The organism is Picosynechococcus sp. NKBG15041c (genome assembly GCF_055380235.1).
The window spans coordinates 2,446,543-2,461,843 of record NZ_AP040363.1; the positions used below are offsets into that span (position 1 = coordinate 2,446,543).

Below are 15,301 nucleotides of genomic sequence, written 5' to 3' on the forward strand. Positions count from 1 at the left end.
CATTAACCTGGCAATAATAGTCTACGAAATTCCCCATTAGACAGATAAAACCAGGCAATCAGAGGTTTTAGGCGCTCCGTTCTGGAGTAAAAAATCATTGCTGCCGAGCATTAATTCCCAACGAGTCATTAGTGAGGCGTCCGGCCATGACCCAAACCGTAACCGACATTTTACAAATGATCCGCGATGAAAACATCCAGATTATTGACCTCAAATTTGTCGATCTCCCCGGCATTTGGCAGCACTGCTCTTTTTATCACGACCAGATTGACGCAGCCTCCTTTGTGGACGGCGTCCCCTTTGATGGGTCGAGTATTCGCGGCTGGAAAGCGATCAATGAATCGGATATGGCAATGGTTCCTGATCCGACGACGGCTTGGCTAGATCCGTTTTGCAAAGAAAAGACCCTCAGCTTGATTTGTTCGATCAAGGAGCCCCGTACCGGGGAATGGTATAGCCGTGACCCCCGCAGCATTGCCCAAAAGGCCATAAATTACCTTACGACCACTGGCATTGGCGATACGGCTTATTTTGGCCCGGAGGCAGAATTTTTTGTCTTCGATGATGTGCGCTTTGACCAAACTGAAAACACGGGTTTCTACTATGTCGATAGCGTTGAAGGACGTTGGAACTCAGGCCGTACAGAACCAGGGGGTAACCTGGCTTACAAACCAGGCTATAAGCAGGGCTATTTTCCGGTGCCGCCGACAGATAGCCTGCAGGATATGCGCACAGAAATGCTCTTGACCATGGCGAAATGTGGTGTCCCCATCGAAAAGCACCACCATGAAGTGGCCACCGGCGGCCAGAACGAACTAGGTTTTCGCTTTGCCACCTTGATCAAGGCGGCCGACTATCTGATGACCTATAAATATGTGATTAAAAATGTCGCCCGTAAATATGGCCGCACGGTGACTTTTATGCCGAAGCCCCTGTTTAACGACAATGGCTCGGGGATGCACACTCACCAGTCCTTATGGAAGGATGGACAGCCACTTTTTTGGGGCGATCGCTATGCCAATTTGAGTCAGATGGCCCTCCATTACATCGGCGGTATCCTCAAGCATGCTCCGGCAATCTTAGCTTTTTCTAATCCCAGTACCAATTCCTATAAGCGTCTTGTGCCTGGTTTTGAGGCGCCGGTCAATTTGGCCTATTCCCAGGGTAACCGTTCGGCTTCGGTGCGGATTCCCCTGTCGGGGCCTAACCCGAAGGCCAAGCGGCTAGAGTTCCGCTGTCCCGATGCCACCGCTAATCCCTACCTCGCTTTTGCGGTGATGCTCTGTGCGGGGATTGATGGAATCCAAAAGGCGATCGATCCCGGTGAACCTTTGGATGTAGATATTTACGATCTCACCCCGGAAGAACTCAGCAAAATTCCCTCGACCCCGGCCTCCCTCGAAGCGGCCCTCGAAGCACTCCAACAAGACCATGACTTTCTCACAGTCGGGGGTGTTTTTACTGAAGACTTCATCGAGAACTGGATTGAGTACAAACTCGATACAGAAGTCAATCCTCTGCGGCTACGGCCTCATCCCTATGAATTCGCCCTGTATTACGATTGCTAGAGCCGTCGGTGTCTAAATTTTTTAAAAAATAGTCTTGCTGCTTACAAAAAAAATCACTAAAAAAACCTACGGCTTATGGGCTGCAGGTTGGAGCAATATTTTTCTAGAAACTCTAGACTTTAGGGATTTTTGGGAACTAAGAAAAACTTTATCTCAGCCTGGGTCCCTAATATTTTACAAAGATTTTTAGTAACGACCGCGGCCACCACCACTACGGGGGGCGGAAGAACGACGATCTTCACGGGGCTTGGCTTTATTGACCTTGAGGTCACGGCCCATCCACTCTGCACCATCAAGGGCTTCGATAGCTGCAGTTTCTTCGTCTTCAGTAGACATTTCTACGAAAGCGAAGCCACGGGGTCTGCCAGTTTCCCGATCAGTGGGCACTTGCACCCGGTTTACTTTGCCATATTCAGCAAAAGTTTCTTTGAGGTCCTCATCAGTGACTTGATAGGACAAATTTCCAATGTAAATCGACATAATTAACGAATATTCTTCCGAATCGGAGAATCGTAGAGAGCGGACAGAGATTCGGAAAGCTGCGCAGTCAGGAAAACTTTAGGCAATCTTACTTAACTGGATCAAATCCTTATCTTGTTACCTCCGATTATAACTGTTCTTTTGAAATTTCCAACAAATGAATTAAATTTGCTGTTGGTTTCGAGTGATTTAACTTTATTCGTAAAAACTCTTTACAATCGCTGGAAGATTAATTACTGAATCTTTTGGGGAGTTATGGGGTTTCCTGTTGTTTATCATCCTGGTTATGTGACGCCAATTCCGGAGGAGCATCGCTTTCCGATGCCGAAGTTTCGCTTGCTTTATGAGGCGCTTTTGGGGGATGGAGTTATTCACAAAAATCAGGTTTATACCCCCCAGTTAGCACCCCAGGAGTGGATTGAATGGGTTCATGAGCCAACCTATGTGGCAGCTTACTGCCAAGGCACTTTAGATCCCCAAGCCCAACGGCGCATCGGGTTGCCCTGGAGTAAGGGGGTGGTGCAACGGACGTTGACGGCGGTGGGGGGGACAATTCTCACGGCCCAGTTAGCTCTAGAGCATGGCTTGGCCTGCAATACGGCGGGGGGGACTCACCATGCTTTTCCGGGTTATGGGTCGGGTTTTTGTATTTTGAATGATCTGGCGATCGCCTCCCGGACGGTGCAGCGGTTGGGGCTTGCCCAAAAGATTTTGATTATTGATTTGGATGTGCATCAGGGGGACGGCACGGCGTTTATTTTCCAGGACGATCCGACGGTATTCACCTTTTCGATGCATTGTGAGGTGAATTTTCCGAGCCAAAAACAGCGCAGTGACCTGGATATCGGTCTCCCTGTCGGCCTCGATGATGATGGTTATCTACAAATTTTGGCCCACCACCTAGGGGATCTCCTCAGCCAGGTGAAGCCGGATTTGGTGTTTTATGATGCGGGGGTCGATACCCATGTGGGCGATCGCCTAGGAAAATTGGCGATGACCAACCAGGGGCTCTACCGCCGGGAGCGGATGGTGCTGAGTAGCTGTTTGGCGGCGGGCTATCCCGTGGCCTGTGTCATTGGTGGCGGCTATGCAAAAAATATTGATGACTTGGTATTTCGCCATTCCCTGCTCCACCGGGCGGCCCGGGATGTGTATTAGTTTTGCCTAAACCGCGAGAAATTCTTGGATGACCGCCTGACTCAATTCGTGGGTGCTGCCAGAAGCGACAATGCCCCCTTTTTGCATCGCATAGTAACGGTCTGCCTGGCGGACAAAGTGCAAATGCTGCTCGACTAAAAGCACCGAAATTCCGGTTTCAGCAATGATTTGTTTGACCGCCGCTTCGATTTCCAAAATAATCGATGGCTGAATCCCTTCGGTGGGTTCATCAAGAATTAACAGCTTGGGACGACCCATCAAAGCGCGGGCGATCGCCAACTGCTGCTGTTGACCACCACTGAGGTCACCACCCATGCGATGCAGCATTTCTTTGAGCATCGGGAAGAGGTTTAAAATTTCTGAGGGGATATTACTCTTATTGCGGCGGCCCTTAGGCAGCGCTTCGAGGCCGAGGAGTAAATTTTCTTTGACGGTGACCCGGGGAATGACTTCCCGACCCTGGGGCACATAGCCAATGCCCATTCTGGCGCGGCGATCCGTGGCGAGGGGGTTAATTTCTTGGCCCATAAACCGGAGTTTGCCGGTGCGGGGGGGCAACAGACCCATGATCGTTTTGAGTAAGGTTGTTTTGCCAACGCCATTGCGACCAATCAAGCACACCATCTCTCCTTGGGGGACATTTAGATCTACATTCCGTAAAATGTGACTCTCGCCATAGTACACGTTGAGATCGGTGACGTTCAAAATCGGAGCCTCGGCAGCTTGGGTCATGGCAATTAACACTCAGTAAAAAAGGGAAAGATCCGCCCCCATCATAGGTAAGGATCTTTCCCCATTTCGTAACAAAGACAGCAGTAATAATTTTGCTGCTCAGACAAATGCCGTTAAAGCTTAGAGTTGGCCGCAGTCGGCGATCGCAATTTCCTGTTTTGTCGCACCGCTGCCAGAGCCTTGGGCTTCCATCGCTTTGACCACATCCATGCCTTCAATAACTTTGCCGAAAACCACGTGCTTACCATTGAGCCAAGGTGTGAGGGTGGTGGTAATAAAAAACTGGGAGCCATTGGTGTTGGGGCCACGGTTCGCCATGCTCAGCAGACCAGGCACATTGTGGCGCAGCTCAAAGCTTTCGTCTTCAAAGGTATCACCATAAATGGATTCGCCGCCGGTACCATTGCCATTGGTAAAGTCGCCCCCCTGGCACATAAACTCTGGGATCACCCGGTGAAATTTAGAGCCTTTGAAGTGGAGGGGCTTACCGCGTTTGCCGATCCCTTTTTCGCCAGTGCAGAGGGCGCGGAAATTTTCGGCAGTCTTTGGGGCAATGTCAGCCCGCAGTTCAAAGACGATTCGTCCAGCGCTCTCGCCGCCGATGGTGATATCAAAAAATACTTGGGGGTTAGCCTGTTCGCTCACGATTGCGTTTCCTAAAAAGTGTGGAGTTTCTTTCCAAATGGTACTGCAATCATGACCGGGGGCGATCGCCTGTTAAGTGCACTGCTCAATTTGGCGCACAGCAGTCAGAGCGGAATAGCTGACTCCAGCGGTGCCTTCCCCTGGATGGACAGAATCTCCCACAAGCCAAACATTTTTAAAGGGAGTTCTGGTGGCGAGGCCAAAGGGGGCAAAGGTAGAAATGCGCTGGCCTACTCCACCGACAAAGCCTTTTTCGCGGGCCGTATAGAACGCAAAAGTGCGCGGCGTGCCGGCTTCCTGGACGACAATATTTTCTGGGGATAGATCAAAATAGCGGTTTAGTTTGGCGATCGCCTCTTGGGTGTATTTTTCTTTTCGCGCGGCATAACCTTCCCCAAACCAGGGCTCCGGGTCAACAAAAGAAGAGGCGACAATTGTGGCGTGACCTGTTGGGGCACGGCCATCATTGGGCTTACTCACAGAAACAAATAGAGAGTTATTTTCGCCAATTTCCTGGTCATAATCGTAGAGAAATTGCAGATGGGGCGGACAATTTTCGGGGATAGCGGCGGCTTTTACTCCGAGATAAACGACAAAAGCGCCCGATGGTTGCGCCAGATTGTGGATGCGGTTTTGGTAGGTTTTCGCCGCGAAAGATTGGGGCGGGTTCTCAACAAGCTTGATTAAATCTTGGACAGTCGTATTCGCGACCACATGATCAAAGGTCACTTGAGAAATTTCACCGCGGCGCTGGTCAAAAATAGTTAATTGGGGCTGGTCTTGACTGAGATCAATTTCTTTGATCCGGTGGCGGGTCAAGAGTTTTCCCCCGTGCTTTTCTAGGGCTTCAATCAGGCGATCGCTCAAGGCTTGCATACTGCCCTGGAGATGGAAAAGTCCTTGGGGCGTTTGGGAAACAGCGAGGGCCGTTGCACCGTAGAGCAATGCTGTTTCGGCAGTATCAACTTGGGAATACAGCTTGAGCTGTAGATCAAGAAATGTCTTTAGGCGTTGATCATTCGCCGTGTCACAGAGTTTGAGGGCATCTAAAACCGTCATCAAAGTAAAGGGTACTGTGACGAACGTATCTAAGCGAAATGCTTTGACTAATTGCCAGATATCCCAGGCATTGCGAGGTGGCACAACAGGATCACGGCCTTGGAATTTCCAACTAGCAGCAAATAAAACCCTTAATAAGTTCCAGAATTTTTCGCTCTTGGGAAATTGCTTGAGACGTTCGGCTTTCCATTTATCTGTATCACGCCAGACATTGATCGGTTCTGTTTCACCGGGTAAAAACACCGCACAGGCTGGATCACAAACCGTTGCCTCAGGCAAATCAACGCCCAATTCTTGAAAAATACGCTGGTGGATGCCACCTTCTTCCAGGCCTGCGACTTGGGTCGCCCCCACATCAAAGGTGAAACCCTTCCGCTTAAACGTAGAAGCACAACCACCCGCGATCGCTGCCTGCTCATAAACGGTGACCTCATAGCCCCGTTTTGCCAACAACGCCCCCGCTGTGAGACCGCCAATGCCCGCCCCAATAATCGCGATTTTGCCCTGATTCATCCGTTGACGCCTGTTACAATTCTTTACTTTTTCCTATTGTCTAAAATTTTTCCATTCTTGACAAAACGGCGATCGCCAAGGATAAAGGGAGATTGCCGAACCCGCCACCGCCCCGGACTTGGTAAAGTATTTAGACAGTAAATTTAGCTCCAGATAGCCTAACCAGAGATAAAGACCTATGTTTGACGCCCTAGCCGAACGCCTTGAAGATGCCTGGAAAGCCCTCCGGGGTCAGGACAAAATCAGCGAATCGAACATCAAAGACGCCCTCAAGGAAGTCCGTCGCGCCCTGTTAGAGGCGGATGTGAATGTGCAAGTGGTCAAAGGCTTTATCACCGAGGTCGAAAAAGCGGCGATCGGCGCTGAGGTGGTTTCTGGGGTTAATCCTGGCCAGCAGTTCATCAAGGTTGTCTACGACGAACTTGTCAAAATTATGGGGGAAAGTAATGTCCCCCTGGCCGAGGCCGAAAATAAACCAACAGTAATCCTGATGGCGGGTCTCCAGGGGACGGGGAAAACCACCGCCACCGCCAAGCTTTCTCTCTATCTGCGTAAACAAAATAAAACCGCCCTCATGGTGGCGACCGACGTCTACCGTCCGGCGGCGATCGACCAGCTCAAAACCCTCGGGGAACAGATCCAAGTTCCGGTCTTTGACCTTGGTAGCGATGCTAATCCCGTCGAAATTGCCCGCCAGGGGATCGAAAAAGGAAAAGAACTGGGCGTTGATGTTGTCCTCGTGGATACGGCAGGCCGCCTGCAGATCGATGCCGACATGATGGCCGAGCTCAAGCAGATCAAAGAAACCATTCAGCCCGACGATACCCTCCTCGTGGTGGATTCCATGACGGGCCAAGAAGCTGCCAGCTTAACCCGTACTTTCCACGAAGAAATCGGCGTCACCGGGGCAATCCTCACCAAAATGGATGGCGATACCCGGGGTGGGGCAGCATTGTCGGTGCGGATGATCTCAGGTCAGCCGATTAAATTTATCGGGGTCGGCGAAAAGGTTGAAGCCCTCGAGCCGTTCTATCCCGATCGCCTCGCCTCCCGCATTTTGAACATGGGGGACATTCTGACCCTCGTAGAAAAAGCTCAGGAAGCGGTAGATCTCTCCGATGTGGAGGAGATGCAGGCAAAATTATTAGAAGCGCGGTTTGATTTCGATGACTTCCTCAAGCAGATGCGCCTGCTGAAAAATATGGGCTCCCTCGGCGGGATGCTCAAGCTGATCCCCGGCATTGGCAACAAGATTGATAAAAATATGCTGGAACAGGGGGAGGTGCAACTCAAGCGGGTGGAGACAATGATCAACTCCATGACCAAAGAAGAGCGCAAAAACCCAGATCTGTTGGCCCAAACCCCGAAACGTCGTAGCCGTATCGCCAAAGGTTCTGGCCTCTCTGAAAAAGATGTGTCTAAATTGATTGCCGACTTTACCCGGATGCGGAAAATGATGCAACAGATGGGCCAAGGGGGCGGCTTACCCGGTATGGGGGGCCTCGGCGATATGTTTGGTGGGGGCATGCCCGGCATGGGTGGCCCTGGTCGCGGTGGGGCGATGCCGAAAAAACAAAAGAAAGTGAAGAAGAAAAAAGGTTTTGCAGACCTCTAAATATCTTTCGTTACGATAAAAACAATGGCTGGTTCAGTTCGGAGGTTTCATGGCGACTAGTTTGTATGAAAAATTAGGCGGGGCAGCGGCGGTGGATCTCGCTGTCGAAAAATTTTATGGAAAAGTATTGGCCGATGAGCGGGTCAACCGTTTTTTCGCCAATACAGACATGGCAAAACAAAAGCAACATCAAAAAGACTTCATGACCTATGCTTTTGGGGGAACGGAAAAGTTTTCTGGCCGTTCTATGCGCGCTGCCCACAAAGATCTGGTAGAAAACTCAGGGTTGACGGATGTTCATTTTGAGGCGATCGCCGAAAATTTAGTCTTGACCTTACAGGAGTTAAATGTTCCCCAAGGGTTAATCGATGAAGTCGTTACAATTGTCGGCTCCGTGCAACACCGCAACGATGTTTTAAATCGTTAAATCGCTTGCCATTCGAGATTTTAAATTAATTATTTGATGGGAAATGCAGCATGGATGTCAACTCCCATCTTTTTTTATGACAATGGCCAATTTAGAACAATTAAAACCGCCCCTTAAATGGGCCGGAGGAAAGCGCTGGCTTGTACCTAAGTTGTGGAGAATTTGGCAAGATTACCCAACGCATCAATTAGTAGAACCTTTTTGTGGTGGTTTAGCAGTAGCACTAGGTTTAAAACCAGAAATCGCAACTTTAAATGATGCCAACCCCCATTTAATCAACTTTTATCAACAACTTAAAAAGGGATTGAATTCTGATTTGATGATGGTCAATGATCAGGATTTTTACTATCAATGTCGCAATCGATTCAATGAACTAATCTATAACCGAACAGCCCAGACCCCAGAGGCAGCACTTTTATTTTATTATCTCAATCGCACCGGTTTTAATGGCTTATGCCGCTTCAATAGTCAAGGTTTTTTTAATGTCCCTTTTGGCAAATATAAAAAAATTAATTATTGTCAGGACTTTAGTCTTTATAAAGTGGCATTTCAAAACTGGCAATTTTATAGAAGCGATTTTGAGAATCTTACAATTCCTCACGGAAGTGTGATCTATGCGGATCCGCCCTACGATGTGGAGTTTCATCAGTATGCGGCAGGGGGTTTTACTTGGGAAGATCAAGAACGTTTGGCCCAATGGTTAGCCCGTCAAAATGTTCCGGTAATCACCTCAAATCAGGCGACGGAACGCATCTTGGCGCTTTATAGAAAATTGGGTTTTCGCGTTGATACCTTGCTTGCTCCCCGACGCATCGCCTGTAATGGCGATCGCACGCCGGCGCTGGAAATGTTGGCCTATCGTAACCTTGTCTAAGTACCCAGGAAATCCTAAAAAAGCATTGAAAATAAGCATTTACTGCATGCAAGGGGGTAGTCTGTAAACTGTGATACCAGTGGAGGATGGGGCACGATTTACTTTGAAGACTCAGTAATATTTTGTATGAAATAACACAGGAGTGAATCTATGGGGCAAGGAAAAGCGGCACTGCCCGATGTTGCCCAAAAACTGACACTCCAAGAATTTTTGCGGGCCTGTACCACAACGGATTTGCGCGAGATTCCCCAGGCGGAAATGCTGGCGTTGCAATTCCTTCGGGAGGGGACGTTCCAAGAACGCTGGCGTTTGGTGAAAATCTTTGCAAAGTTGTCAGACAAGGCGATCGCCCCATTACTAGCTATTGCCGAAGATCCGCTAGCGGATACAGAACTGCGCTGGTTTGCGATCCGGATCCTCGGCCAATACCGTGACCCGGAGGCGATCGCCAGACTCATTCTCCTCATTGATGATTGTTCTGAAGAATTTCTTCTGGAAGAAATCATGGGCACCTTGGTGCAGTTAGAAGCCCAAGCGGTAGATTATTTAGTGCCATTGCTCAAAAAGCCAGACACCCGCTCCTTAGCTGTGCAAGCCCTTTGTAAATTGCGCTACCCCCAGATGATTAGGCCTCTCCTAGAAATCATCAATGGGGTTGAGCCCCTGGATCATTGTTTGATTTTAGAAACCCTGAGCCAGTTTCGACAGCCAGAAATTTTAGCCGCCCTTGTGGGGGCGCTCAAAAACCCTGTGGCTGGGGTGCGGCGGATGGCGGTAAAAGGTTTGGGATTCTGGGCCCAGTCTGTGGATCCGTTGCTCCTGTGTGAACAGGTGCAGCCGCTACTATATGACTTGGATTTGCAGGTCTGCGCCCAGGCTGGATTTACCCTCAGTCGGCTTGCGATCCCCCAGGCGGCCGAGGCGATCGCCACTGTTTTAGCCTCACCCCACACCCCAGAACCATTAAGGATTTCCCTGATCCAAGCCCTAGGCTGGCTAGCAATTCCTGAAAGTTTAGACATCTTAGAATCACTGCTCTATGGCACACCGCCAGCAATTGTTCAAGAAGCCATCAAAGTTATGGGGCGTATCAGCGAACCTAGTCGGCGGCATCGGGGAACCAGTATTTTGCTGCAATTTTGGGCATCCTGCCCATCGCCCCCCCCTGCCTCGATTCAACAGGCTTTTGTTTATGCTTTGGGGCAGTTAGCAGATCCCCGGGCCGAGGGTCTTTTGGCCGCACTGAGCCACAGCCAGGACAAGATGATTCAACTCCATGCGATCGCTGCCCTCAAAAAAATAAATCGCTGCTGAAAAGCCCGTCGTTTACTGATTTTTGTGAGCGAATCAGCTAAGCTTATTATTTCTTAAACCCAGGATTTCCTACTCCACCAAGCCCCATGAGTATTGAATTTCGTGAGCTACTAAAAAAAGTTGGCAGCGGTAAACACACCAGCAAAAGTTTAACTAGGGCAGAAGGGGCGATCGCCCTGGAAATGATGCTCAACGGAACGGCGACCCCCGCCCAAATTGGCGCATTCTTAATCTCCCAACGGATTAAGCGACCCACGGGCACAGAATTGGCTGGGATGCTTGATACCTATGACCGCCACAGCCAAAAATTATCCCCACTTCCCAATGGGGAGAAAGTTTTCATCCTGGGGATTCCCTACGACGGTAGAACTAAAACTGCCCCCATTGCCCCGATTACGAGTCTGATCCTCAAAACTGCCGGGATTCCCGTCGTGATGCATGGAGGCGATCGCCTCCCCACCAAATATGGCCTGCCCCTGAAGGAAATTTGGCAACAGCTGGGCCTAGATTTTCCTTCCCTTACCGTTGCACAATTGCAAGGTTATTTCCAACAACAGCAGTTTGCTTACTGCTACACGCCGACCCTCTTACCAGCCAGCCAGACGCTCATTTCCTACCGCGAAGAACTCGGTAAACGCCCCTCCCTGGCAACTTTAGAACTCATTTGGTCTCCCTATGATGACCCCCAGGCTCAGGCGATCGCTGGCTATGTGCACCCCCCCACCGAAGCAATCATTCGCGATACCTTTGCCGAACGCGGCAACCCCCCCTACACCTTGATCAAAGGTTTAGAAGGCAGCGGCGATCTACGCATTTCCCAGACCACCATCGTTGTCACAAATCAAACCCAATCACCTGACGGCATCGAATATCTTAAACCCAATCCCTACGATTATGGTCTCGGCGGCGAAGATGTGCCTCTCAAGTCAGCCCCTGAATATTATCTGGATTTGGCGGCACTGCTTCAGGGTCAACCTTCTCCACTGTTGAACTCTGCCATTTGGAATGGTGGCTTTTATCTATGGCACTGTGGCAAGGTCAAAAACCTTCAAAGTGGCTTAGATTTAGCAAAAACTTGGTTGATAACAGGTCAATTACAAGAAACCCTTACAAAGCTCAAGACGGATTTTCCCAACCAATCAGCCTAAAATTAGCAGCGCAGAGATCCAAAGAATAGGTCATCTTCCTGCCCCTAAAAGATGACCAGAGCAACTCTCCTGAAGTCCCGGAAACAAACTTTGTTTCAGAAAACAGAAGAAAGAGAGACCAGGCCAAAACGAAGGATGGCCCAGTCTTTTTTTCCTCTTTAGACTTGTTTTATATAACTATTTAATTCACAATATTCTGTAATCCTTTCTTTAAGGCCAAGGGCAAATTTTGTCACTTGGTGATTTCTGTAAATGGCAATGTAATTTTGTAATCTTCAATTCATCCCAGGGAGGCAATAGTCAGATGATGACCAATCATGTTGGACGACGGTTTTTGGAATTAGCCGACGGTATTTACATCGAGACCGCTATCCCCCGGGAAAATCATCCGGCCCTCCGGTCTGGTTTTGCAGGCTATCCAAGTAATCCCCGCTGGAATATACGTAAGCACCAGGCTTGGAGACAGGGTAAACAATGGCGTCAGGCACTGGATGAAGGGCGAATGGTCGTCACAAATCAGCATTTAGTCCCGATAGTACAACCAGACTGCCAGACCCCACCCCTCGAAAAAACGCCTATGGATTGGCGATCGCCTCTAAAAAAATTCACCTTTTCCCTGAATTAGGCTTTTGCGGATAGGCACGATGGGGTTACAGTGAAATTTCCCTTGACTATTTCCACCCCACCCCAAGCGGCGATCGCCCTATGCACTGCGATTATTTAATCCAAATCCTTAATGCCCGCGTTTATGATGTCGCCCAGGAAACCCCCCTGGAAGTGGCCCCTAACCTTTCCGCACGGTTGCAGAACCATGTGTTACTAAAGCGGGAAGATATGCAGTCGGTATTTTCCTTTAAGCTGCGGGGGGCCTACAACAAAATGGCCCATCTGACCCCGGAGCAGTTGCAGTGCGGGGTCATCGCCGCCTCCGCCGGGAACCATGCCCAGGGGGTTGCCCTCGCCGCAACGAAGTTGGGCACCCGTGCCGTCATTGTGATGCCGGTGGTGACACCCCAAGTGAAAATCAATGCCGTCAAAGCACGGGGCGGAGAAGTGATTCTCCATGGCAATGCCTATGACGATGCCTATGCCTATGCGCGGGAGCTGGCAGAGGTCCAGGGGCTCACCTTGATTCATCCCTTTGATGATCCTGAAGTGATCGCTGGACAAGGAACGATCGGCATGGAAATTTTACGCCAGTGCCAGCAGCCCATCCACGCGATCTTTGTGGCGATTGGTGGCGGTGGTTTGATCGCAGGTATCGCCGCCTATGTGAAACGGGTGCGGCCAGAGATCAAAATCATTGGTGTGGAACCCGTCGATGCCGATGCAATGAAACAATCCCTCGAACAGGGGAAACGGGTAAAACTGTCACAAGTGGGCCTTTTTGCCGATGGGGTGGCGGTGCGTTATGTGGGGGAAGAGACCTTCCGCCTCTGCCAAGACTATGTGGATGAAGTGATTTTGGTCTCCACTGATGACACCTGTGCAGCGATTAAAGATGTCTTTGAAGATACCCGCTCTATTTTGGAGCCTGCTGGGGCTTTGGCGATCGCCGGCATGAAAGCCTATGTGGAACGGGAAGGAATCACGGATCAAACCTTGGTGGCCGTGGCCTGTGGCGCGAACATGAACTTTGATCGCCTGCGGTTTGTGGCGGAACGAGCGGAACTAGGGGAAGGGCGTGAGGCCATTTTTGCGGTGACCATTCCCGAAGAAGCGGGCAGTTTGCGAAAGTTTTGTCGCTGTATGGGGAATCGTAACCTGACAGAATTCAACTATCGCATCGCCGACCAGAGGGAAGCGCATATTTTTGTGGGGATCCAAATTTCCAACCGCAGCGAAATCAAAACCCTCGCCCAAACTTTTGAAGAAAATGGCTTTAAAACGCTTGATTTAACGGACGATGAGCTAACAAAGTTGCACCTACGTCATATGGTGGGCGGCCACAGTTCCCTCGCAGATAACGAGTTATTTTATCGTTTTGAATTTCCGGAATATCCGGGGGCTTTGATGAAATTTGTCGAGACCATGAGTCCCCATTGGAACATCAGCGGTTTTCATTACCGCAACAATGGGTCTGATTATGGTCGCATTGCGATCGCCGTCCAAGTCCCTCCGGCTGAAATGGCTCAGTGGCAGATGTTCCTCGATCAACTGGGTTATCGCTACTGGGATGAAAATCAAAACCCCGCCTACAAGCTCTTTTTGGGCTAGGGCCACCCCTATTCCCAAAGCACTTCAGCCCGCTCTTGGACAATGCGCTGGTAGACTTTGTCGGTGGCGATCGCCAACTTTGCCCAATTAAAACGTCGGGGCAGATCGGCATAGGCATTTTCCACCAAAGTCTTGGCATATTCTGGATGCTGGAGCACTTCCAAAATTCCCCAGGCGAGGGAGCTGGCCACATTTGCGTAGGTGACAATGCCCGTTTCTCCGTGGGTAACCACCTCCGGCAACCCACCCGTATTGGATACAACCACCGGGACACGCGCCGCAAAACTTTCGAGGGCGACGATCCCGAAGGGTTCATACAGGCTGGGAAATACAGCACAGTCAGCGATCGTTTGGAATTTATCTAAATCTTCATCGGACATAAACCCAGTGAAATTGCACTGCTCCCAGATCCCCAGATTCCAGGCCTGTTCCTTGAGGCGATCGCTATTGCCACCGCCGATAATCACAAACCGTACTTTCCCCCGCATCACTTCCAGGACTCGAGGGGCCGCACTTAGGAGAACGTTAATCCCTTTCTCGTAGGTTAAGCGCCCCACATAATAAACAATGCGTTGATCATCAGCGGCAAAACGGCGACGAAAAGCTTGTCGATCAAAAGTGATATCAGGTTGTTTCTTTTCTGGGCGAATCCCATTAAAAATCACATCAATTTTTTGCCAGGGGGTCTGCAAAGCCCGCTCCAATTCATGGCGCATATACTGACTGCAAACAATGACCCGCCAAGCTTCGTGGCTGAGCATTTTTTCTTTGCGAGCAATGTAGCGGTGGGTGTCCGTGTGGATACCATTGTGACGGCCATATTCCGTGGCATGGATGGTCGCTAAAAGGGGAATTTTGAACTGATGCTTGAGGGCGATCGCCACATCTGCAACTAACCAATCATGACCATGGATTAACCCGCAGAGGCCTGTTTTTTCCAAAAAAGCCACACCATAGGCGAGCATTTCTCGATTCATAGCAGTGACCCACTGAAAAAAATCCTCATGGTCTGGTACCGTCACCCGATGCACATGGAGTCCTTCTACAATTTCATAGGCTGGGGCTAATCCTGTGGCCACCGTCAAAATATGAATTTCATGGCCAAGACTGGCAATTTCTGGATATAGCTCCCCCACATGGCGCGCGATTCCCCCTACTACCCGGGGGGGAAACTCCCAACTGAGTACCAAAATGCGCATCGTTATATCTGCCTCACCACTGCTCAAAAATATGCCTTTTCCTGCTGGTTAAACCCGTTAACTGAAGCCGTTTAAAGAAATTTCACCGCTCTTCTCAAGAGCCTGAACAAACGCTCTTTTTTCCCCTACAATAGAAGTGGGCAAAAACTTTTGCGATAAATAATGAAAGTTTTTGTTCACTCCTCACACCATACTTCGTCCGAATCGCCATAGTATTCGGGCGTTTTTTTTGTCGTTCATCCATTCCATTGGAGCAGACTCACCGTCACCCATCATTGATACTGTCAGGTCAATGGAGGGCAAGGTCAGTGCCGATGGGAGCTTAGGGAAAGAATCTCAGACGAGAAAAAGC

14 protein-coding genes are annotated in these 15,301 nt (G+C 49.8%); 9 read left to right on the forward strand and 5 right to left on the reverse strand.

All coding sequences use genetic code 11. From position 1 onward, the window contains the following. The first annotated feature begins 146 nt into the window (after positions 1 to 146). Entirely contained in the window at positions 147 to 1,568 is a 1,422-nt protein-coding gene (glnA, locus tag ACZ45B_RS11755; protein ID WP_024545190.1) for a type I glutamate--ammonia ligase, read from the forward strand. A 186-nt stretch (positions 1,569 to 1,754) separates the two neighbouring features. On the opposite strand, the gene ACZ45B_RS11760 is transcribed toward glnA, so the two are convergent. Then, entirely contained in the window at positions 1,755 to 2,048 is a 294-nt protein-coding gene (locus ACZ45B_RS11760) for an RNA recognition motif domain-containing protein (protein WP_024545191.1), read from the reverse strand. 255 nt (positions 2,049 to 2,303) lie between these two features. Between ACZ45B_RS11760 and ACZ45B_RS11765 the strand changes: the two genes are divergently transcribed. Then, positions 2,304 to 3,206 carry a histone deacetylase family protein gene (locus ACZ45B_RS11765; RefSeq protein WP_024545192.1) on the forward strand — a complete coding sequence of 301 codons (903 nt, stop codon included), beginning with the start codon at positions 2,304 to 2,306 and terminating at the stop codon, positions 3,204 to 3,206. Between the two features lie 6 nt (positions 3,207 to 3,212). On the opposite strand, the gene urtE is transcribed toward ACZ45B_RS11765, so the two are convergent. The 3 genes from urtE to crtD all read right to left on the reverse strand — a co-directional run bounded on the left by urtE (position 3,213) and on the right by crtD (position 6,155). Next, positions 3,213 to 3,914: an urea ABC transporter ATP-binding subunit UrtE gene (gene urtE / locus ACZ45B_RS11770; protein ID WP_038027810.1), complete on the reverse strand. Its 702-nt coding sequence runs from the start codon at positions 3,912 to 3,914 to the stop codon at positions 3,213 to 3,215. A gap of 144 nt (positions 3,915 to 4,058) precedes the next feature. Next, complete coding sequence (locus ACZ45B_RS11775) at positions 4,059 to 4,583, reverse strand: peptidylprolyl isomerase (RefSeq protein ID WP_024545194.1); 525 nt, start codon at positions 4,581 to 4,583, stop codon at positions 4,059 to 4,061. 72 nt (positions 4,584 to 4,655) lie between these two features. Next, a complete protein-coding gene (gene crtD / locus ACZ45B_RS11780) occupies positions 4,656 to 6,155 on the reverse strand; it encodes a C-3',4' desaturase CrtD (protein WP_024545195.1) in 1,500 nt (499 codons plus the stop codon). A 178-nt stretch (positions 6,156 to 6,333) separates the two neighbouring features. On the opposite strand from crtD, the gene ffh reads away from it, so the two are divergent. The 7 genes from ffh (at position 6,334) to ilvA (ending at position 13,750) form a co-directional block, all read left to right on the forward strand. Further along, the gene (gene ffh, locus ACZ45B_RS11785) at positions 6,334 to 7,770 is read left to right on the forward strand and encodes a signal recognition particle protein (RefSeq protein WP_024545196.1); all 1,437 of its coding nucleotides are present in this window, start codon (positions 6,334 to 6,336) and stop codon (positions 7,768 to 7,770) included. 49 nt (positions 7,771 to 7,819) lie between these two features. Then, entirely contained in the window at positions 7,820 to 8,197 is a 378-nt protein-coding gene (locus ACZ45B_RS11790) for a group I truncated hemoglobin (RefSeq protein ID WP_024545197.1), read from the forward strand. A 76-nt stretch (positions 8,198 to 8,273) separates the two neighbouring features. Then, positions 8,274 to 9,071 carry a Dam family site-specific DNA-(adenine-N6)-methyltransferase gene (locus ACZ45B_RS11795; protein WP_024545198.1) on the forward strand — a complete coding sequence of 266 codons (798 nt, stop codon included), beginning with the start codon at positions 8,274 to 8,276 and terminating at the stop codon, positions 9,069 to 9,071. A gap of 150 nt (positions 9,072 to 9,221) precedes the next feature. Then, positions 9,222 to 10,385: a HEAT repeat domain-containing protein gene (locus ACZ45B_RS11800; protein ID WP_024545199.1), complete on the forward strand. Its 1,164-nt coding sequence runs from the start codon at positions 9,222 to 9,224 to the stop codon at positions 10,383 to 10,385. 86 nt (positions 10,386 to 10,471) lie between these two features. After that, positions 10,472 to 11,533 carry an anthranilate phosphoribosyltransferase family protein gene (locus ACZ45B_RS11805; protein WP_024545200.1) on the forward strand — a complete coding sequence of 354 codons (1,062 nt, stop codon included), beginning with the start codon at positions 10,472 to 10,474 and terminating at the stop codon, positions 11,531 to 11,533. A 304-nt stretch (positions 11,534 to 11,837) separates the two neighbouring features. Next, positions 11,838 to 12,158 carry a hypothetical protein gene (locus ACZ45B_RS11810; RefSeq protein WP_024545201.1) on the forward strand — a complete coding sequence of 107 codons (321 nt, stop codon included), beginning with the start codon at positions 11,838 to 11,840 and terminating at the stop codon, positions 12,156 to 12,158. 80 nt (positions 12,159 to 12,238) lie between these two features. Further along, a complete protein-coding gene (gene ilvA, locus ACZ45B_RS11815) occupies positions 12,239 to 13,750 on the forward strand; it encodes a threonine ammonia-lyase, biosynthetic (protein WP_024545202.1) in 1,512 nt (503 codons plus the stop codon). 8 nt (positions 13,751 to 13,758) lie between these two features. Here ilvA and ACZ45B_RS11820 read toward each other — a convergent pair whose 3' ends face one another. Continuing rightward, entirely contained in the window at positions 13,759 to 14,949 is a 1,191-nt protein-coding gene (locus ACZ45B_RS11820; RefSeq protein WP_024545203.1) for a glycosyltransferase family 4 protein, read from the reverse strand. Positions 14,950 to 15,301: the final 352 nt, after the last annotated feature.